Below are 19368 nucleotides of genomic sequence, written 5' to 3'. Positions count from 1 at the left end.
GGATTTCCTGCTGGGCTTGTGACATCGGCGATCGCACTTCCCGAATTGCTGCCGCTTCCCGGCCTGGTAGCTGTGACTGGCGGGCCGGCTGCGGGCGATCGGGCGATCGGGCCAGAAGCAGGATTTAATGCCTCTGAGGATGGCGAGGGCGAGTTATTGTTTTCAGGACTATTCGATGACTTGGGATTTCCAGCATCTGCAGTAAAATCTGGGGAACTCTCAGCACCCTTGGGACGAGACTGGGTAACGGGTGGTTCGCTTTTAGGAGGTTCCTCACTGGCTCTGGGGCTATCATTTTTGGGAGGATCGGGCGATGGGGTTTTGGGTTCGTTGGCGATCGGGCTTGGAGGAGTTTCTGGGGGAGTCAAATCCTGTTTCGGTGCGATCGCAGAAGGCTCTTCTGGAATCGGCGGTGGCGTTACCGCTACGGGTAGCTCTTCTGGAATCGGCGGTGGCGTTACCGCTACCGGGGCTTCCTCTGGAATCGGCGGTGGCGTTACTGCTACGGGTAGCTCCTCTGGAATCGGCGGTGGCGTTACCGCTACGGGTGGCTCTTCTGGGGGAGTTGGCTCTGGTGGCGGTTCTGGTTTGAATGTCTCCGGCGGGGCAGATACCTTTTCTGGAATAGCTGGCTCTGGCTTGATTTCCTCTACTTTCGGTTCATCCAGCATGACAATTTCAATGGCATCGTCTGCAAACTCAGCCGGTTTGACCAATTTGAGGCTCAACGGCAGTGCAACAGCGTGCAGTATGGTTGAGGCTAGCACGCCGATCGCCAGGACTTTTTTGAGAGCTTCTTCTTGTTGTTGTCTTTGCGTCGCCGAAATATTTGAAAAACTCATGCCCGATGAATCTCCTTCATAAATTGATTGATTGGCAGCATTCTCGCTCCCGCATATAACCAAAAAAAAACTACCAACTGCTAGTTGAGCTTGCCATCTACGATCGACCTACTCATTACCTTCAACCTTATTAGAATTATTCTCATTTAGTTATTTTTTTTATAGCTAATTTATCCTATCACCGGGCATTCTATTTTGCTGTCCGTGTTATTTGCGCGGGCGCTCTCCGAGTTCTGACTTTGGCAGATAAAATTCCCCAATTCCTTAACTGCAATACTCTAAGCCATACTCTACCAAAAAAACCAGCATTTTCAAGCTATTTTATATATAACTATTATTTATAATAATATAACTTGCGATAATTTATTTGTATTGAAATTCCTGCGCTATCGCTTGACATTCCCGAACAATCGTGAAATTCTAGTTGAGAATCTTTTTAATTATTGACTGCTATTGTCAACTCCTAATGCAAATTTTAGCAACAAAACACTGACAGAAAAATCGATAGGGATAACAGTAGGAGCATTTCGACTACAGGCAAAGATACTCAGATACAGGTAGTGCGGGAAGTGCGATCGCGATCGCGCCAAGGAGTGAAACAATTCTCCGTCTGAATCACTTGTGCCTGCTTGACGCAGAAACATCTACCAGCCGGAGATCGGGCGGCGTTGCACCATTAGGCAGTTGGCGATCGTTCAACACAGCTAACGAGAATACAAACCAATGGATACTTTGATTTACATTTTTAAAGCCGCAGGCATTGTTGCTTGGCCGCTGTTAGCCTCGTCAATCGCAGCAGTCGCACTGATTTTAGAGCGTCTTGCCTTTTGGTTTAGGGTAAATCGGCGACAGCGGCGAGTTGTGCGGGAAGTGCTACAAACCTACAGCCAAAACCCCGATTCCGCCATCAAAAAGTTACAAGTAAATGCCGATTTGCCCTTAGCCAGAATTTTTTTAGAAGCATTAGAATTAGACTCGCCCAATATCGAAGAATTTCGTCTGGCCCTAGAGAGTGCGGCTCAGGCAGAAATCCCTATCCTGAAGCGATTCAATACAATATTTGACACCATTATTAGCCTCTCCCCGCTATTTGGATTGCTCGGCACAGTTTTGGGGTTAATTACTACTTTTAGTTCCCTCAAACTGGGGAATGCCGGGGGCAGCAATGCTGCGGGCGTTACCGGTGGGATTAGCGAAGCTCTCGTCTCTACGGCATTGGGGTTAGTTGTGGCAATCTTTACGCTCCTATTTGCCAATATGTTTCGCGGGTTTTACTTGCAGCAGATGGCTTTTATTCAGGAAGCCGGAGGTCAGCTAGAGTTATTGTACCGTCACCGCTACGAAAAATTATTAAGAGAATCTAACTATGCGCCTACCCGATGAACCTGATAATATTGCCCAGATCAACATCGTGCCAATGATTGATGTGGTATTCGCTATATTGACGTTTTTAATCATTTCTTCTCTGTCTTTATCAAAATCTGAGGGTTTGCCGGTAAATTTACCAAAAGCGACAACCTCTCAAAGTCAGGAAGCACCTTCTAAAATTACCATCACCATTGATGAATCGGGAAAATTAATGGTTGATAAAAAGCCAGTAAACTTAGACCAGATTGAGGGTGCGGTGAAACAGGCGATCGGGTCAAATCCGAACTCCTTAATTGTGCTAAATGCCGATCGAAGTGTCAATCACGGAAATGTTGTGGAAGTTATGGATAGATTGCGCCGAATTAAGGGAGCTAAGTTAGGGATTGCTACCACAAAGTAGAGAGCTAATTTGACACTCCTCGTGCCTTCACACCCAGGAGTGTCAATTGATAATTATTGTTTCTATTTTCCCCAAATAATGCAAATGTAGGGAAGATTCAAACCCCGATCGAGTAAATCATCCCCAAATCTCAAATTTCAAATTTTTGAGACGGGCAGGGAAACGGAAACTATGGTTTCTGGATGCGGCAAACTTTCTATTTTAAATTTTCCTCCGTGCAATTCTGCAAGACGTTGAACGATGGCCAGGCCCAATCCCAAACCTGCTTGTTGGTAAAGTTGGCGGTCGAACTGTCTGTAAGCTTCTAGCTGTGCAATCTGATCTGCAGTCATGCCGCGGCCTCGGTCTTTGACAGACAAAACAAACGTCCGATTTTCCACAAAAGCGCTTAAAAAAACCGGGGTTCCTTCTAAGGAAAATTTGAAGGCATTATCTAGCAGTTCCTCGACAATTTTTGTGAGTTTTATAGAATCCATAGCCACCGACGAATCTTGCAAATTTAATTGTAAATCGTCTGTTCTATTTACTTGTTTTGCTTGCTGCCGCGCTTTTTCAGCCAGCAAAGATTTGACGCAGCTAAATTCGCTGCTACGCATCTCAAGAAGCTGTTTGGGATTTGTGGCGGCTATTTCCAGTTCTGCATAGAGCAAAAAATTCTGAATCAGCCTGTACAAGCGATGACCGGAAGTGTTAATTTGACCGATCATTTCTAAAATTTCGGATTCTTCAAAAACTTGATATTCTGACAGCATTAGTTCAGAAAAACCCAAGATCGCATTCAAAGGAGTCCGCAGTTCGTGGGGCAGAGACATACTAATATTAGTTCGCAATTCGTTGAGAGTTTGTTGAGACTGCGTGCTAATTGTTTTATATTTTTCAAGTCGAATAGCAATTGCTTTTAGGAGTTCTTGTGGCGTACAAGGTTTGGTAATGTAATCGTCTGCTCCCAGTTCCATTCCTGTGCGAATGTCACTTTTATCGGCTTTGGCTGTGAGAAAAATAAACGGAATTGTGGCAGTTAGAGGTTCGCAGCGCAAGGCTTTGAGGACGGCTTGACCGTCTATTTCCGGCATCATCATGTCGCACAAAATTAAATCCGGGATTTGGGCGATCGCCAATTTGATGCCGGTTTTGCCGTTGCTGGCTCCAATTCCTTGAAAATTCTCGGCTTCTAGTAAGTCTAAAATATTTTCTCTAATCGCTTCTTCGTCTTCAATCACCAAAATTTTTACCACGGTAATTACTCCTTTTAATTAATAGTTGGTTAGAAACATCTGCGTTCAGATACTTGACAATATTGTTGATTCCGGGATAAAATAAAGGGGTGAACTGCAAATGCTTATAGTTGATAATTAAGTTGTTCTGAGCGATCGACCATTAAAGGCAAGGTAATAGTGAAAGTTGTGCCTTTTCCTTCTTCACTGTCGATCGCCAATTCGCCGCTGTGAAGTTCCACAGCCCGTTTGACAATTGCTAAGCCGAGACCGGTTCCCGAAATAGTGCCGACATTTGTAGCTCGGTAAAAAGTTTCCAATATCCGCTCTAAATCGGCTTGGGGAATCCCGATACCTCTGTCTTGAACTTGGAAAACAGCTTTTTGATTTTGACAGTTGAGCTGCAAGGAAATTGTACTGCCGGCGGGGGAATATTTGATGGCATTTGAGAGAACGTTTCCCAAGATTTGCCGCAGCAGTTTTTCATCCATTTGAGCGTCGCACTTGTCGCATTGATGTTTAAAGGCGATCGGGTGTTGGTTGCTGTCGTTGAGCTGTTGCTCTTCCACCAGTTGGCGGCAAAATTTTTCGAGGTTTAAGGAAACCGGTTGAAACTGCAAGGTGTTTGCTTCAATTTTGCCAATTACGAGGATATCTTCTAATAACTCTGTCATGCGTTTAATTGCTAATTGAATCCGCACAAAATGAGTAGATTTTTTATCTTCACTCCACTTAGAACTGTAATCTTGCAGCAATCCAGTCGAAAATTGGATGGTTGTCAAAGGGGTGCGGAACTCGTGAGAAACCATTGTCACAAATTTGGCTCGCAATTCTGAGAGTTCTTTTTCTCGTGCGAGGGCTTTGAGAATTTCCGCTTCGGCTCGTTTGCGATCGCTAATATCCCTGGCTTCAGCAATCAGCAGCAAAACTTGTCCCGTGTCACTCTTAACAGGTTTCAGCGAGAAATCAACTGTGATAATTTGGCCGCTTTTGCCGAAAAAATCTATTTCGCCGCGAAAAAACTCGCCCGCAGCAGCTTTGGCGAGGCCTTTTTTTAATTGTTCTTTACCATTTGGTGACTGCTGCCAAATCAACTGTTCCCCAATCGGGTAGCCAATAATATTTTGCGATCGAACTCCGGCAAAATCAAGGGCTGTCTGGTTCACTTCCAGCACGATTCCTTCGGGAGTCAGCAGCTTGGTAAGCTGAAACGAAGAGTCAAAAATCGCCCGAAAACGCCGCTCGCTTTCCCGCAGCATTTGAAATGTTTGAGATCGTTCGATCGCGTAACGGATCGTCCGCACTAACAATTGGGTGGTAATTTGACCTTTAACAATGTAATCTTGAGCTCCCAAGCGCACTGATTCCAGGGCGATCGCCTCATCGTCCAAACCTGTCATTACCACCGTTGCCACATCGGGAGCTACTTCTCGCAGGCTAGTTAGGGTTTCCAAACCGTGGCTGTCGGGCAAAGAAAGGTCGAGCAAAACTATATCAAAGGATTGTTTGGACAGTTGGGCGATCGCCTCGTGCAGAAACTCAACAGACACCAGTTCCCACTGCACTCCCGCAGATACTTCTAACAGTTCTGCAAGCAAATCAGCATCAGCCGGATTGTCTTCTACTAACAGAATCTTAATCCACATAGCTTACACCTTTTTGATTTAAACGTTGGTACTATTCAAATATAATATTAAACTTTTGGGCTGGCTCTTTCATTTTTAACTTAAGAATTCTGGTAGGGCAAGGATCGGGCGGGGCTGTCCTAGCTCCTCAATCAATCAATTAATAAGTTATAGGAAGTTGGACAACTGCGAGCCAAAATTCCTCAATTAACCTGACTACTTTAGTAAATTGTACGAAGTCTACAGGCTTGATTATGTAACAGTTGGCATGGAGCGAGTAGGACTTGACAATATCTTCGGGAGCTGCTGAAGTGCTGAGAATCACGACAGGAATTAATTTTAACTTCGGGTCAGTTTTAATTTCTTCTAGCACTTCAACTCCGCTTTTTTTCGGCAGATTTAAATCAAGCAAAATCAAATCGGGACGGGGTACGCCCAGATAAGGTGCTTTTTTGCGTAAAAACTTGATTGCTTCGACTCCATCCTCCACAAAATGCAAGTTATTCAATATTTTACCCTCACCTAGGGCTTCTATTGCCAAATCGGCATCGCTGGGAGAATCCTCAATCAGCAGAATCTCAACGGGTCTAACAGTGCTTCGATCGCTCATAACCGACGTATCCTTTTGATTAGAGGAAAAAAAATTGAAATTTAAGCCTTCAGATACTAATTATAGGAATAGTAAAGTAAAAAGTCGCTCCTTTTCCTTCCTGAGATTCCACCCAGATGCGCCCGCCGTGGCGTTCCACAATGCGCTTGCACATCGCCAAACCTATGCCAGTACCGGAATATTCGCGCCTTCCGTGCAGGCGAGAAAAAATGATAAAAATGCGATCGGCATACTGCGGATCGATGCCAATGCCGTTATCGCGGACGCTGAACACCCATTCGCTATCTTGCCGGCCCGCAGCGATATGAATCAACGGGATATCTTCGCGACAAAATTTGATACCGTTGGCGAGCAAATTTTGGAATAACTGCACCAGTTGAAATTCATCAGCCATCACGGTTGGCATCGCCTCGCAGGTGATGGCAGCTTTTGTTTCGGCGATCGCAATTTGCAAATTAGACAAACTTTGGTTGACAGCAGCGCTGCAATCGGCTGGCTCAAATTCTTTACCTCGCGTTCCCAGGCGCGAATAGGCCAACAAATCATTAATCAATTGCTGCATTCTGGTAGCGCCGTCAACAATATAATTAATATATTTATCTGCTTTAGCATCCAAATTGCCTTGATAGCGTTGGGCCAGCAATTGAGCGTAACTGGTAACGGCTCGGAGCGGTTCTTGCAAATCGTGAGAAGCCACATAAGCAAATTGTTCTAATTCCTCGTTAGAGCGCTTCAAATCTTCTGTAAGTTGCAGCATTTGCCGCTCAGACTCTTTGCGGTCTGTAATATTATAAACCAAGGCGCAACACGACAGCATATTGCCCTGCTCGTCCAATACAGGACTGGTAGAAAGATAAGTCCAAATATCTTTACCGTCTTTGGTTTTGAATTTAAATTCGTGTTGTTCAGCAATACCTTGCTTGCGCCGCTCGACCTTCTCAAGAGCTTGCTGTTTTTCCGGTTCGTCCATGAAATCCAAAAGCCATGCCCCGAACATTTCTAATTCACTATAGCCGAGCATTCGCGCCATTGCGCGGTTGACATAAGTCGTGCGGGCATTGCTGTCAATTACCCAAATACCTTCTTCGGCTAATTCAACTATTTGCCTGTACTTAAATTCGCTTTCCTGCAAAGCTGTTTCAGTTAATTTGCGATCGGTGATATCTTTCATAAAACAGTGGTGGCCGTTAAATATTCCTCCTTCGTCGCAAGCTGTTACCATCGTTACTTGCTTGTAAAAAAACGAGCCATTTTTCCGAATGCCTCTAGCTTCAACTTCTACTTTGCCAGAAATTAGCATTTCCTGATAAGCTAATGTCAACATCTCAACATCGTCAGGATGTACAGTAAGCGGCCATGCCATGCCGAACATTTCTTCCGGTTCGTAACCGCAGGTATGAGCGTAAGCTCGGTTAATCTTCACATAGCGTCCCTCAACGTCCAGCCGCGAAATGCCTTCCACCGCATTTTGCAGGGCATTGGTGAGGTCGCGCAGCTCTTTTTCAGCTTGTTTGCGTTGCGTAGCTGCCGCCACGGCATCGCTAATATCTTGACCGATACCCAAAAAACCAGTGATATTTCCTTCAGTATCAAATAAGGCAGTCACCGACAATTGCACCGGAAACCGCGAACCATCTTTGCGAATGTAAGTCCATTCATTTTCGTCAGGTATTCCCCGGCGCGGCAAAGTAACAAAAATATCAAATCTAGGCTCTATTTTCATTCCCAATTCTTGAGAAAGAACTTCTGCTCTTTTGCTGATTTCCAGAGGATCGTGAATGATTTCTGGCGTGAATTTTCCCACCACTTCTTCGGGGGAATAGCCTAAAAGTTTCTGGGCGGCGCGATTAAATGTTTTAATAGTACCGTCGGTATCTGTGGAAATAATTGTGTAGTTAGCGCTGTTAAGAATCGCATTTTGCAGTTGCGTTAATTCTAATAAATTTGTCGCAATTTTTTGTCTGTAAGCTACTTCGTTTTGCAATTGTTGGTTGGAAATTTCCATTTGAGCAGTGCGCTCCGCAATTCGATTTTCCAGAGTTTCATTGAGCAGTCGATTTTCCTCTTCTACCAGCTTGCGTTCTGTAATGTCAGTAACGGTACACACATAACTTTTAACCTCCCCATTTTCTCCGATTTGACCGACAGCTTGAGCGAACACCCACTTCACCTGACCGCCATCAAGACGTTGAAAGCGGTACTCAGATTTAAACGGCAATTGCTCCTGCGCGACGCTATACCATTGAGCAAAAACGCTCTCGCGATCGTCTGGATGAATGCCTCGCAACCACCCTTTACCTAAAGCTTCATCGCAGGTAATTCCAGCAATTTGACACCAGCGTTCGTTGACATACAAACAGTTTTTTGAATTGTCAGCATAAAATATTCCGACAGGCGAAGCTTCTGTTAAAGTTTGATAGCGAGCGTCACTTTCTCGACGTTCGGCGATTTCTGTTTGCAGTATTTGATTAATCATTCCTAATTGAGCGGGACTCGTGAAAACTAATGCTTCAGGAATTAACGGAATCAATGCGAAAGCTGTGTAAGCAGAAATGACTGCGGTTATCAGTTTCAAGCTCCCAGAAAGCCAATAAACAGGATGCCAAAGCGTCCAAACTTCCATCGCATGAGTAGTGCCGCAGGAGAGAATAAAGGCTGCGAACAGCCAAAAGATGTTGCGAAAGGGCAAGTTTTTTCGTTGAATGACAACATAAATCAGCGATACGGGTATTGAGTAGTAAGCCAGGGCGATTGCGAAGTCTGAGACTATGTGGAGTCCGACTAATTCTCGCTGCCACAGGTAACAGTGGCCGTGAGGAATATAGTTCCCGATGAATAACCAGTTATTTAAGAAATTCCAGAGCATAAGGTAGGATTTACAGCCAGTTAAAAGAATAAAACTGGATCTGAGCTATAACTTATAACTTATCTCAAATTTTTAAGATCGATCGGCGGTTGAAACCTACTAAGCTGTTGCGGCATTTAAACTGTACGTCAAAAAACAATAAAACAATGAGTGGGGTGTCCCGCCCGCCCTGCACATGCAATGTTTATTTGCGCGACAGCTTACAAAGTTGATAGTGTAGGTTGGGTTGAGGAACGAAACCCAACTTTTATCGCTCAAATATCGGAACGAAATTTAATTTTTATTGTTTAAGTTGGGTTTCGCTGTAGCTCAACCCAACCTACAACATAAAAACTCAAGCCTTGTTTTATTTATCGGTTATATCGTTTCCGGTTGCATCCCAATAATAAAATCGAGTCAACAGCCAACAGCCAACAGCCAACAGTCAACAGTCAACAGTCAACCATTCCCGATGAGTGCAACCGGAATTCATAGTACATCCCGTACATTGGTTGTTGCCAAATTTATTTATGCTATAAAAAAATGGGGCGAGCCAAAAGCCCGCCCCATCATTCATTATGCTGCTGCGATTAACCCAAGAGTGCCTTAGCTTTAGCTACTACATTATCAACGGTATAGCCAAACTTTTCTAAAGCAACGGTGCCCGGTGCAGAAGCACCAAATCTGTCAATGCTCAAGCTGTCACCTTCAGCGCCCAAATAACGTCCCCAGCCGAAGCTAGAAGCCGCTTCGACTGCTAACCGCTTGGTAACAGCTTTCGGGAATACTGATTCGCGGTAAGCCGCATCTTGTGCGTCGAACAATTCCCAGCAAGGCATCGAAACGACGCGGACTTTTTTGCCGGCGGCGCGCAATTTTTCAGCGGCATCAACGCAGAGGTATGTTTCGCCGCCGGTGCCGATTAAAATGATGTCGGGAGTGCCGCCGTCGTCGGACAAAATGTAAGCGCCTTTGGCTGTTCCTTCGATCGAGCTTCCGGCCAAATTTGGCAGGTTTTGACGGGACAAAGCCATCAAAGTCGGGCGGGTGCGGCCTTCAATTGCCACTTTGTAAGCGCCGGATGTTTCATTTCCGTCTGCAGGGCGCATTACCAACAAATCGGGAATTGCGCGCAGAGAAGCGATGGTTTCCACGGGTTGGTGAGTGGGGCCATCTTCGCCCAAGGCTACGGAGTCGTGAGTCATTACATAGATAACTCCTGCTTCCGACAGTGCAGACAGGCGAATTGCGCCCCGCATATAGTCAGCAAATACCAAGAATGTTGCACAGTAAGGAATCAAACCGCCGTGGAGGACTAAGCCGTTGGCGATCGCGCCCATAGCGTGTTCCCGCACGCCAAAGCGCAGGTTGCGTCCTTCGTATTGACCTTTTTGGAAGTCTTTTTCACCCTTGAGCAGAGTCATGTTAGAAGATGCCAAGTCAGCGGAACCGCCGATCAATCCAGGTAGGACAGCAGCCAAAGCATTCAAACATTTTCCAGAATGGTTGCGAGTCGAATCAGCCTTATCTTCTGCCTTGTAAGTCGGCAAAACTTTATCCCAACCTTCAGGAAGTTTGCCAGCAACGCTGCGCTCGTATTCTGCTGCTTCTGCAGGATATTTTGCTTTATAATCTGCAAAAGTTTTATTCCATTCTTGCTCGGATTTAGCACCGCGATCGACTGCTTTGCGGAAGTGAGCCAAAGCATCATCAGGAACCTCAAACGGTGCGTATTCCCACTTCAAGAAATCGCGAGTTGCTTTCACTTCATCGGTACCCAAAGCAGCACCGTGAGAACTGTAAGAATTGCGCTTGTTGGGAGAACCGTAACCGATGACTGTGCGGACTTTGATCAGAGACGGTTTGTCCGTGACTTTTTTGGCTTCTTCAATAGCTTTGTGAACTGCTTCTGCGTTAGTATCTTCGTCGAGGTTGGTATTGTCTACTGTAATGACGTGCCAGTTGTAGGCTTCAAAACGCTTGCCGACATCTTCAGTAAAGGCTAAGTCAGTGTCGCCTTCAATGGAGATGTGATTGTCATCGTAGAGGGCGATTAATTTGCCCAGTCCGAGGTGTCCGGCCAAAGAACAAGCTTCGCCTGAAATGCCTTCCATGTGGCAGCCGTCACCCATGATGACATAGGTGTGGTGGTCAACAATGGTGTGGTCGGGCTTGTTAAATCTGGCAGCGAGGTGAGCTTCTGCCATTGCCAAACCGACGGCGTTAGCAATGCCTTGTCCCAGGGGGCCGGTGGTAACTTCTACGCCTTCGGTGATGAAGTTTTCCGGGTGTCCGGGGGTTTTGGATTCCCACTGACGGAATTGCTTGATGTCGTCGAGGCTGACGCTATCGTAGCCGGCGAGGTACATGAGGGCGTACTGCAGCATACAGCCGTGGCCGGCGGAGAGTACGAAGCGATCGCGATTGAACCACTTGGGGTTTTTAGGGTTGAACCGCATGAAGCGATCCCACAGCACGAAGGCCATAGGCGCAGCGCCCATCGGCAGTCCTGGGTGTCCTGATTTTGCTTTTTCTACCGCATCGATGGCGAGAAAGCGGATAGAGTTGATGCAGAGTTCTTCGAGTGATTGAGTTGCAACAGCCATAATTCTGGTTTTTATATTTAAGAAAGAGTGTGTGCGGTCAATTTTGGCAGAGGTGCGATGAGTCGAGTTCGATCGCTCGCGTGTCTGCTATTGAGTTTTTGTGGAACTGCCGTGAGACTGCACTACATATCATCTCACCTGTTGCGACCGACAGACAACTTAATTTTTTAATGTTTCGCCCGCTTTGTGCTGTCGGTAACAATTTGCGATCGCAAATATTTCAGCAGCCAGGGTACAAAAAGCAGCCTGTATCTGAATTATTTAGCAAATTGGCCCCGTCAGGCAGCTCAGTTATGATAGAGTTTGGTGTTTCTGACATCTTGCACCTGTTGCGATCGAGCTTTCGGGCATCCGCCGTCGGCCTACCCACAAAAGAATTGAGTTGTGGAACAGACCAGAAAGCCTGTGAATGTGACAATGCAGTGCAAGAGCTAAGATATTGGTAATTTTAATTAGGCAATAACTAATGACTCTGAGTGAAGCCGAAGTCCGCAGTCAAAAAGTAGACGAACTGCGATCGCAAGGCATAGAACCGTATCCCAGTCAATCCTACGCGCGATCGCACACAGCCCAACAAGTTCGCGAAATATTTAGTCAGCCAGGAAAAGAACTCGAAAACGGACAAAGCGACCCCGAAGAAATTCCCCTGCGATTAGCCGGTCGCATTATTTCCAAGCGAGACAGCGGCAAAATTGGCTTCATCGATTTAAAAGACGCCACAGACAAAATTCAACTCAAAATCGAAAAAGCCATCGTCACCGGCGAAGTCGGTTTGAGCTTTGAACAAATCAAAAAATTGCTTGATGTCGGCGATTTTGTCGGCGTAGAAGGCATCGGCTGCCGCACCCCCAGGGGAGAACTTTCTATTTTAGTCCGGGAATTCACGCTTTTATCAAAAGCTACGATCCAATTTCCCGATGCTTATTACGGCATCAACGACCCCGAAGTTTGCCGCCGCCACCGCGAAATGGACTTAGCAAGCAACCAAGAATCCCTCAACCGTTTCATGCTGCGAAGCCGCATCGTCCAAAGCATCCGTTCCTATCTTTGGAAAGCCAACTTTTACGAAATAGAAACGCCGACACTGCAAGCTATTTACGGCGGTGCAGCCGCTAAACCATTCATCACCCACCACAATGCTTTAGAAGTAGATTTGTATTTGCGCGTTGCCCCAGAATTGTTCTTAAAAAGAGCAATTTGTGGCGGTTTTGAGCGAGTATTTGAACTAGGAAAAGCCTTTAGAAATGAGGGCATTGACAGCACCCACAATCCCGAATTTACCTCCTTAGAAGTTTACCAAGCTTATGCCGATGTCTTCGACATTTTAACAGTTGTCGAAGATGTGATTTGTTTCGCAGCAGCAGAAATATTTGGCGATGTGCGGGAAATAGAAAATCAGGGAGAAACAATCAGTTTAGAACGTAAATACGACTACAGCGAAAAATATCCCGGTTTTAGCGGCAAACACTGGCAAGTGAAAACAATGGTAGAAGCTGTCAGAGACGAGTTTGGACTAGATTTTGACAGTTTGGACTTAGAAAGTGCAATATCCTCTGCAACCAAACTCGAACTGCACCTTTCCAAGTTAGAAAAACAGAGTTTAGGCTACGTACTCTACGCAGTTTTTGACAAATTAGTTGTCCCCAAACTAATTCAACCTACATTCATCATCGACTACCCAGTCGAAGTCAGTCCCCTAGCCAAAGGACACCGCAGCAAACCCGGATTTGTCGAGCGTTTCGAGCTATTTATCAACGGCACAGAATACTCGAACGGTTTCTCAGAATTGAACGATCCGAAAGAGCAAAGAAAGCGGTTTGAAGAACAGTTGGCGCAAAAAAATGCAGGCGATGACGAAGCGCATCCAATGGATGAAGACTTTATTCAAGCTCTATCTTTGGGAATGCCTAACTGTGCCGGAATGGGCATTGGTGTAGACAGATTGGTGATGCTTTTAACTAATACTCAAAGCATCCGAGATGCGGTGATGTTCCCGACAATGCGGCCGGTCAAAGATTCGTAAAACATTTGAGTTCCGTTCAGATCCCCGACTTCTTAGAGAAGTCGGGGATCTCGCTTGTGGCAGCTAAATATTAATATTTATGACATTTGAAATAAAAATTATCGCGCCAGTTATAATGTTTTTGTTTATTTAACTAACCCACCTATCGCACATGATTTTAAGTGAGTCAGTTACCCTCAAACCAAGATATCAACCTCAAGCATCAGACACCTGTATTGAAGTAGAAATCATCCAGTTTAATCTCTGGAGGCAAATGCCGCCCGCAAAGAGATTAGCATTAGCCTCTGCTGCCACGAGGGGCTGCCGCCAATTAGCCTTATCGGGAATCAAAAAACGCAACCCTCAATTAGATTCCATCTACCTCAAACAAGAGTTTATCAAAGCAACTTTAGGACAAGAATTTATTAAAATTGCCCAATTACTAGAGACAAAACTTGTAATGCAAGATCCGATCTGGTTAGCAGCTAAAATTGGTAACATCCTAGATACACTGTCAATTCCCTACTATGTTGGCGGTTCAATTGCTAGTTCCGCTCACGGCGAACCCAGATCTACTCAGGATGCAGACATTGCTATCAGCATCCGAAAAGAACAAACTCAGTCCCTCATTCAAGCAATGCAAAGCGAATTCTACATCAGCGATATTGCAGTTGAAGACGCTTTGAGGGGGAGAAGTTCAAGTTTCAACGTCATTCACCTAGAGACAGCCATTAAAGCAGACATTTATTTGATTAAACCCGATCGCGAATACGAGCAATCTCAGCTCGATCGCCGACAGCAATTCTACCCAGACGACAGACCAGAATTAACCTTTTATATCTGTAGCCCCGAAGATATAATTTTGCAAAAACTCATTTGGTACAGAATGTCAAGATTTCAGTCAGACAAGCAATGGCGAGATATTCTAGGAGTGATGAAACTTCAGGCAGATTCGTTAGATAGGGCTTACCTGCAACATTGGTCTTCCCAGTTAAATATCGCTTCAGAAATCGATCGGGCTTTTTCTGAATCGGGATTAAATTAACCAGAACACGCAGAACCCCGACTTCTTAAAGAAGTCGAGGATCTAACAGCGATCGCGACGATTAGGTTGACCTACTTCTCACCGCATAAACGAACCGACAACACCGTTCATATCCTCAGCCAAAGGATCTCCCAAAGCCTTAAATTTCCACTCGCCGCCTTCTCGATAAATTTCTCCCATCAACATATTTAACTTTCCTTCATAGGAAGGGTCATTTGACAAGCGATAGCGGGCTATTTCTTTACCGGCTGCATCTACAGCCCTCACGTAAGCATTTTCTACCATGCCAAAATGCTGTTTTCTATTTTTGGCATCGTAAATATTTACGCCCAAAATTATTTTGTGATATTCTGATGGCAACGAGCTCAGTTTCACCAATATTTGTTCGTCGTCGCCGTCTCCCTCTCCGGTGAGATTGTCGCCTGAGTGTACAACTGTTTTGTCCTTTGACTCCAAATGAGAGTAATAAATTACATCTTCTTTGTAATTTTTTAATTTGCCGTTTTCTCCCAGCAGCATAGCGTAGGAATCTAAGTCAAAGTTTGCACCGCTGCTTCTGCCGAAAAGACCTTTTTTAGTTTTTGCAACATCCCAGCCTAAAGCCATTGTCAGTCGGGATAAGTCGAATTCGCTTTTGCTGAGAACGATTGATTGTCCTTTGGTTAGGTTGATAGCCATAGTTTTGTGATTTTGTACGGTTTATTGTGGAGATTTTTTAGCAAGACTTCGGACAGTTTTGGATGCTAAGGATGGCAGCGCTGACTGCCTCCTCACAACTGCTGTTCACCTGTGGGAATTCCTGATATCAAGTCCTGTCTCTCGACAGAGATTAAAAGCTGGGCGGGTTTTTGTGATTGGAGATTGTTGGCAGATATTTGGGTGAACCCGCCCCTACTATATTAGGGGTAATTGACCGGAGATGGTATGAAACCCGGTTTCTTGGCAGATTTGTTGTCACTCAACGCAAAATTTGTAGAATCCGAAATCGGGTTTCTCGCTACCGATGAGTCCTGCTTTTATTGAGTTCCCATTTTGTCTATCTCTCATGCGTCTGATTGCTAAGAATCAAGGGGAATATTCGTACTCCTTCCGAATTTCCCCTCGATTGATTTAGCTGGAATCGACTTTTTATGCCGATTTTTTATCCGGCATATTTGTCTACAAAACTCTGCAAGCCAGAATTGTAGCCTTCTCCTACAGCTTGGAACCTCCACTCGCCATCTTTCTTGTAAAGTCTGCCAAACTCTACCGCAGTCTCCCTAGAAAAATCCTCGTCCAAATCGTACTTGGTGACTTCTGTGTTAGTAATTGTGTCGTAAATCCTGATAAAAGCATTCCGCACTTGACCGAAGTTTTGTCTTCTCGATTCTGCTTCGTGGATTGTGACAACAAACACAATTTCTTCTACTGCCGGATCGACTTTGGTTAAATCGACTGTAACGGTTTCATCATCTCCAACTCCTTCTCCGGTTAGGCTATCTCCTAGATGTATTACAGAAGAATCGGGCGACTGTTTGTTGTTGTAAAAAACAAAGTATTTTTCGCTGGGGATTTTCGCAGTAGCCCCCAACATAAACACGGAAGCATCTAAGTCAAACGACCCGCCCGTGTCCGTAGCATTAGTATCCCATCCCAAACCGATCCCGGCTTTTTGCAGCCCCGGTGCTTCTTTCGAGAGATTGATTCTCCCGCCTTTTTCTAAGTTGATGGACATTTGCCCTCCTATTCACAACATCACTAGCGTTACCGATCGCAATTATATCAATATTATATCAATTATTAGAGAAGCTTGACAAATTGCTGCTGAGACTCTTTGAATCAATTTGAGATTTTAAATTTGGGATTTGAGATTGTAGAATTGACCCTGCGGATAAATCTGGGGGCTTTGTACTCTGGATGCTTTAGACTAGAGGAGGTTGACAATTTGCTTTTGGTACTCATCTTCGGTGATGAGTTCTTGGGTGCTTTCCACTCTGTCTAAAAACACGATGCCGTCTAAATGGTCGTGTTCGTGTTGAAAAATACGGGCTACGAAGTCTGTGAGTTGTTGTCGGTGGAGTTTGCCGTTTCTACAAGTGTATTCGATCTCGATCGCCCTGCTTCTGGGTACCAAGCCGCGAATCCCCGGAATGCTCAAACAGCCTTCCCAGTCTTTGACTGTTTCTGTGGATGCAGCGAGAATCCGGGGATTAATCATCGCCGTCGGTTCCATCTTCGGGGCTTGGGGATACCGCAGGTTGGGGCGGGATGCGACGACGAACAGCCGATCGGACTGAGCCGCTTGAGGGGCGGCAATCCCCACTCCGTTTGCCTGCTGTACTGTAAATATTAAGCTGTCAATCAACTGTTGAATGCGATCGTCCTTAACATTCTCGACAACTTGCGACGGTTGGCGCAGTACGGGATTTCCTAATTGTGAGATTTGTAAGATTTCTGCCATTGGTAATTTGTTAGTAGTCAGTAGTCAGTAGTCAGTAGTCAGTAGTCAGTAGTCAGTAGTCATTAGTCAGTAGTCAGTAGTCAGTAGTCAGTAGTCAGTAGTCATTAGTCATTAGTCATTGGGAATTGTTAGCTGTTGACTGTTGAGTGTTGACTGTTAACTGTTAACTAATAACTACTGCTTTTCTGTCAACCATCAACTAACAACTAACAACTAAGGATCGAAAACTTAATAACTTAAACACATCCTACAGTCCTCTCTCCTGTAGGTTGCCAGATAAAAGGAGGCAGAGCCTCCGGATCTGCATTACCAGGCAGAGCCTGGTAACGAGCAATATTGTTAGCAGTTGATTGACTGTTGACTGTTGACTGTTGACTGTTGACTGTTGACTAACAACTAACAACTAACAACTAACAACTAACAACTAACAACTAACAACTAACAACTAACAACTAACAACTAACAACTAACAACTAACAACTAACAACTAACAACTAATTATCTAATTTTTTGAACTGGCAAACTCCCCGGTTGTACAGTTAAATTAACTATTTGCCCGTTGCGATTAATCTCCATTTGCAACAGACCGCCAACCTTAGCATTTTGTACGTATTCCTGAACAGCTTCCGACTGAATAATCGGCTGATTGTTAAGCTTTTGAATCACATCTCCAGCCCGCAAACCGGCCGCCGCAGCGGGTGAATTAGGAACTACGCTGACAATAGCGACACCGCGATCGACTGCAACTCGCAAATTGCTATTAGGATTGCTGTTAATTTGCTGCTTAACATCAGGAGTCAGCGTCGCCATTTCAATGCCCAAATAAGCGTGTTCGACTTTCCCGGTGGAAATCAGTTCCTGCGCTACCTGTTGCGCCGCCTGAATTGGAATCGCAAAGCCCAACCCTTGAGCCCCTTGAATAATCGCCGTATTCATCCCAATAACTTCGCCCGAAGCATTCAGCAGCGGGCCGCCGGAATTCCCCGGATTGATTGCAGCGTCTGTTTGAATAAAACCGATGCGCTTGTCGGGCACGCCCACGTCAGAGCTCGATCGCCCCGTAGCGCTAATAATCCCCGCAGTTACCGAATTGTCCAAACCTAAAGGATTGCCGATGGCGATCGCCCATTCCCCAGACAACAGCCGATCGGAATTGCCGATCGCCGCCACAGGCAGAGCATTCGCCTCAATCTTCACCACAGCCACATCCGTCACCTTATCCGCCCCCAACACCCGCCCCTGATAGCTGCGGCCGTCCCTGAGAGTTACATTTACCGTATCTGCACCCTCTACAACGTGAGCGTTAGTGAGAATCACGCCGTCAGCCCCGATGACAAAACCCGAACCCGTACCCCGTTCGATCCCGCCCCGGCTGCCCGAATTCGGTTCGGCGCGAAAAAAATCTTCCGGTGACAGCCTTCTATTTCCCGGTTTCACCAGGCGCGAAGCGTCGATCCGCACCACTGCCGGGCCAACTTTTGCCACCGCGGCCACAATGAAATTCACATTGGCTGCATCCCCCGACAAGGGAACGGGCGGCAATACTTTGCTACCTTGAACCTCAGTCTTGGGAGGCAGTTGCAATTTCGGTTGCAGCGCCTCTTGTCCCGAATCGCCAGAATTTCCTCGTAATTGAGGAACCGTCAGCCGATCGCCCAACATGGCGGCTCCGGCTCCCGTTACCAGCAGCAATATGTAAATTGCCGGTTGCTTCCAAAACTTGCCTGTAGAACTCTTCATAGCCATGTTTTTAGGCTTTCCTGCCAATTTTAAATATTTGCCTAGCAGCTCTTTGATACCTGCTGTATCGCAGCCGGGCCGCCAAATTTTTGGGCGATGGCGTCCCGCCCTCGCCCGTGCTACGGCAGACTCCCTTAAACTTTAGCATCTGAGGACTAAACTCTCTAGAGTAGACTAAATCTCTTGAATGCCGATCGGCAGAGGTGAGCGATGGACATTCCCCTCGAAAATCTGTGGAATCAGATACTTGAACGTCTCCAGGTACAACTGAGCAGACCTAGCTTTGAAACGTGGATCAAAACTGCCAGAGCCGAACAGCTCGAAAATAACTGTTTGATCGTCAGCGCCCCCAACCCCTTTGCTCGCAATTGGTTGCAAAAATACTACGTCAAAACAATTGCCAGTGCAGTTGAAGAAATTCTCGGCTATCCCGTAGAAATTTACTTGACAATTGCCAGAGGAAATGAAACAGACGACAGCAGCCAGGGAGCCACGATTTGGCCGTCCCCCATCGCCGATGCCCCCGAAAGCAACTCGCTTCACCCTCCCAAACCCGCCAATTTAAACCCCAAATACGTATTTTCCCGCTTTGTCGTCGGTTCCAACAACCGCATGGCTCATGCTGCTTCCC

The 19368-nt window shown here is 45.8% G+C and carries 16 protein-coding genes; 6 read left to right on the top strand and 10 right to left on the bottom strand.

The window, feature by feature from the left end; genetic code table 11:
- Window positions 1–842: hypothetical protein (locus WBA89_RS22920; protein WP_424409701.1), on the bottom strand; the 842-nt coding region annotated here is incomplete at its 3' end.
- Window positions 843–1565: 723 nt separating this feature from the next.
- Here WBA89_RS22920 and WBA89_RS22915 point away from each other — a divergent pair.
- Together WBA89_RS22915 and WBA89_RS22910 are read left to right on the top strand one after the other, a co-directional pair.
- The gene (locus WBA89_RS22915; protein ID WP_424409700.1) at window positions 1566–2225 is read left to right on the top strand and encodes a MotA/TolQ/ExbB proton channel family protein; all 660 of its coding nucleotides are present in this window, start codon (window positions 1566–1568) and stop codon (window positions 2223–2225) included.
- Window positions 2209–2610: an ExbD/TolR family protein gene (locus WBA89_RS22910; protein ID WP_424409699.1), complete on the top strand. Its 402-nt coding sequence runs from the start codon at window positions 2209–2211 to the stop codon at window positions 2608–2610. The genes WBA89_RS22915 and WBA89_RS22910 overlap by 17 nt, the downstream gene beginning before the upstream one ends.
- A gap of 137 nt (window positions 2611–2747) precedes the next feature.
- On the opposite strand, the gene WBA89_RS22905 is transcribed toward WBA89_RS22910, so the two are convergent.
- The 5 genes from WBA89_RS22905 to tkt form a co-directional block, all read right to left on the bottom strand.
- Window positions 2748–3845 (bottom strand): hybrid sensor histidine kinase/response regulator, encoded by a 1098-nt coding sequence (locus tag WBA89_RS22905; protein ID WP_424409698.1) that lies wholly within the window; start codon window positions 3843–3845, stop codon window positions 2748–2750.
- Between the two features lie 104 nt (window positions 3846–3949).
- Window positions 3950–5470: an ATP-binding protein gene (locus WBA89_RS22900; RefSeq protein WP_424409697.1), complete on the bottom strand. Its 1521-nt coding sequence runs from the start codon at window positions 5468–5470 to the stop codon at window positions 3950–3952.
- Between the two features lie 139 nt (window positions 5471–5609).
- Entirely contained in the window at window positions 5610–6059 is a 450-nt protein-coding gene (locus WBA89_RS22895; RefSeq protein ID WP_424409696.1) for a response regulator, read from the bottom strand.
- Window positions 6060–6108: 49 nt separating this feature from the next.
- Window positions 6109–8925 (bottom strand): PAS domain S-box protein, encoded by a 2817-nt coding sequence (locus WBA89_RS22890; RefSeq protein ID WP_424409694.1) that lies wholly within the window; start codon window positions 8923–8925, stop codon window positions 6109–6111.
- A 569-nt stretch (window positions 8926–9494) separates the two neighbouring features.
- Window positions 9495–11510, bottom strand: coding sequence for a transketolase (gene tkt, locus WBA89_RS22885; RefSeq protein WP_424409692.1), 2016 nt, complete (start codon window positions 11508–11510; stop codon window positions 9495–9497).
- Between the two features lie 29 nt (window positions 11511–11539).
- Between tkt and WBA89_RS22880 the strand changes: the two genes are divergently transcribed.
- The 3 genes from WBA89_RS22880 to WBA89_RS22870 all read left to right on the top strand — a co-directional run bounded on the left by WBA89_RS22880 (window position 11540) and on the right by WBA89_RS22870 (window position 14557).
- Window positions 11540–11956, top strand: a complete 417-nt coding sequence (locus WBA89_RS22880) for a hypothetical protein (protein ID WP_424409690.1) — start codon at window positions 11540–11542, stop codon at window positions 11954–11956.
- Between the two features lie 20 nt (window positions 11957–11976).
- A complete protein-coding gene (gene lysS / locus WBA89_RS22875; RefSeq protein ID WP_424409689.1) occupies window positions 11977–13533 on the top strand; it encodes a lysine--tRNA ligase in 1557 nt (518 codons plus the stop codon).
- A 151-nt stretch (window positions 13534–13684) separates the two neighbouring features.
- The gene (locus tag WBA89_RS22870; protein ID WP_424409688.1) at window positions 13685–14557 is read left to right on the top strand and encodes a hypothetical protein; all 873 of its coding nucleotides are present in this window, start codon (window positions 13685–13687) and stop codon (window positions 14555–14557) included.
- Between the two features lie 78 nt (window positions 14558–14635).
- Here WBA89_RS22870 and WBA89_RS22865 read toward each other — a convergent pair whose 3' ends face one another.
- From WBA89_RS22865 to WBA89_RS22850, 4 genes are all read right to left on the bottom strand, one after another.
- Window positions 14636–15235 carry a TerD family protein gene (locus WBA89_RS22865; RefSeq protein WP_424409687.1) on the bottom strand — a complete coding sequence of 200 codons (600 nt, stop codon included), beginning with the start codon at window positions 15233–15235 and terminating at the stop codon, window positions 14636–14638.
- 463 nt (window positions 15236–15698) lie between these two features.
- The gene (locus WBA89_RS22860; protein ID WP_424409685.1) at window positions 15699–16271 is read right to left on the bottom strand and encodes a TerD family protein; all 573 of its coding nucleotides are present in this window, start codon (window positions 16269–16271) and stop codon (window positions 15699–15701) included.
- Window positions 16272–16463: 192 nt separating this feature from the next.
- Window positions 16464–16997 carry a peptide deformylase gene (def, locus tag WBA89_RS22855; RefSeq protein WP_424409683.1) on the bottom strand — a complete coding sequence of 178 codons (534 nt, stop codon included), beginning with the start codon at window positions 16995–16997 and terminating at the stop codon, window positions 16464–16466.
- A 498-nt stretch (window positions 16998–17495) separates the two neighbouring features.
- The gene (locus tag WBA89_RS22850) at window positions 17496–18737 is read right to left on the bottom strand and encodes an HhoA/HhoB/HtrA family serine endopeptidase (protein WP_424409681.1); all 1242 of its coding nucleotides are present in this window, start codon (window positions 18735–18737) and stop codon (window positions 17496–17498) included.
- A gap of 210 nt (window positions 18738–18947) precedes the next feature.
- On the opposite strand from WBA89_RS22850, the gene WBA89_RS22845 reads away from it, so the two are divergent.
- On the top strand, window positions 18948–19368 hold a 421-nt coding region (locus WBA89_RS22845; RefSeq protein WP_424409679.1), incomplete at its 3' end, for a DnaA N-terminal domain-containing protein.

The organism is Microcoleus sp., assembly GCF_049646505.1.
Taxonomy (GTDB): Bacteria; Cyanobacteriota; Cyanobacteriia; order Cyanobacteriales; family Microcoleaceae; genus Microcoleus.
Note: the sequence above shows the minus strand (reverse complement) of the source record. Positions and strands in the feature narration are given on the sequence as shown.

Bases quoted from the DNA above. Each gene is read 5' to 3' on its own strand.
- WBA89_RS22900 (WP_424409697.1), bottom strand. From the start codon at position 5,470: ATGTGGATTAAGATTCTGTTAGTAGAAGACAATCCGGCTGATGCTGAT.
- lysS (WP_424409689.1), top strand. From the start codon at position 11,977: ATGACTCTGAGTGAAGCCGAAGTCCGCAGTCAAAAAGTAGACGAACTG.
- WBA89_RS22850 (WP_424409681.1), bottom strand. From the start codon at position 18,737: ATGAAGAGTTCTACAGGCAAGTTTTGGAAGCAACCGGCAATTTACATA.
- def (WP_424409683.1), bottom strand. From the start codon at position 16,997: ATGGCAGAAATCTTACAAATCTCACAATTAGGAAATCCCGTACTGCGC.
- WBA89_RS22895 (WP_424409696.1), bottom strand. From the start codon at position 6,059: ATGAGCGATCGAAGCACTGTTAGACCCGTTGAGATTCTGCTGATTGAG.
- WBA89_RS22860 (WP_424409685.1), bottom strand. From the start codon at position 16,271: ATGTCCATCAACTTAGAAAAAGGCGGGAGAATCAATCTCTCGAAAGAA.
- WBA89_RS22870 (WP_424409688.1), top strand. From the start codon at position 13,685: ATGATTTTAAGTGAGTCAGTTACCCTCAAACCAAGATATCAACCTCAA.
- WBA89_RS22910 (WP_424409699.1), top strand. From the start codon at position 2,209: ATGCGCCTACCCGATGAACCTGATAATATTGCCCAGATCAACATCGTG.
- tkt (WP_424409692.1), bottom strand. From the start codon at position 11,510: ATGGCTGTTGCAACTCAATCACTCGAAGAACTCTGCATCAACTCTATC.
- WBA89_RS22890 (WP_424409694.1), bottom strand. From the start codon at position 8,925: ATGCTCTGGAATTTCTTAAATAACTGGTTATTCATCGGGAACTATATT.
- WBA89_RS22915 (WP_424409700.1), top strand. From the start codon at position 1,566: ATGGATACTTTGATTTACATTTTTAAAGCCGCAGGCATTGTTGCTTGG.
- WBA89_RS22865 (WP_424409687.1), bottom strand. From the start codon at position 15,235: ATGGCTATCAACCTAACCAAAGGACAATCAATCGTTCTCAGCAAAAGC.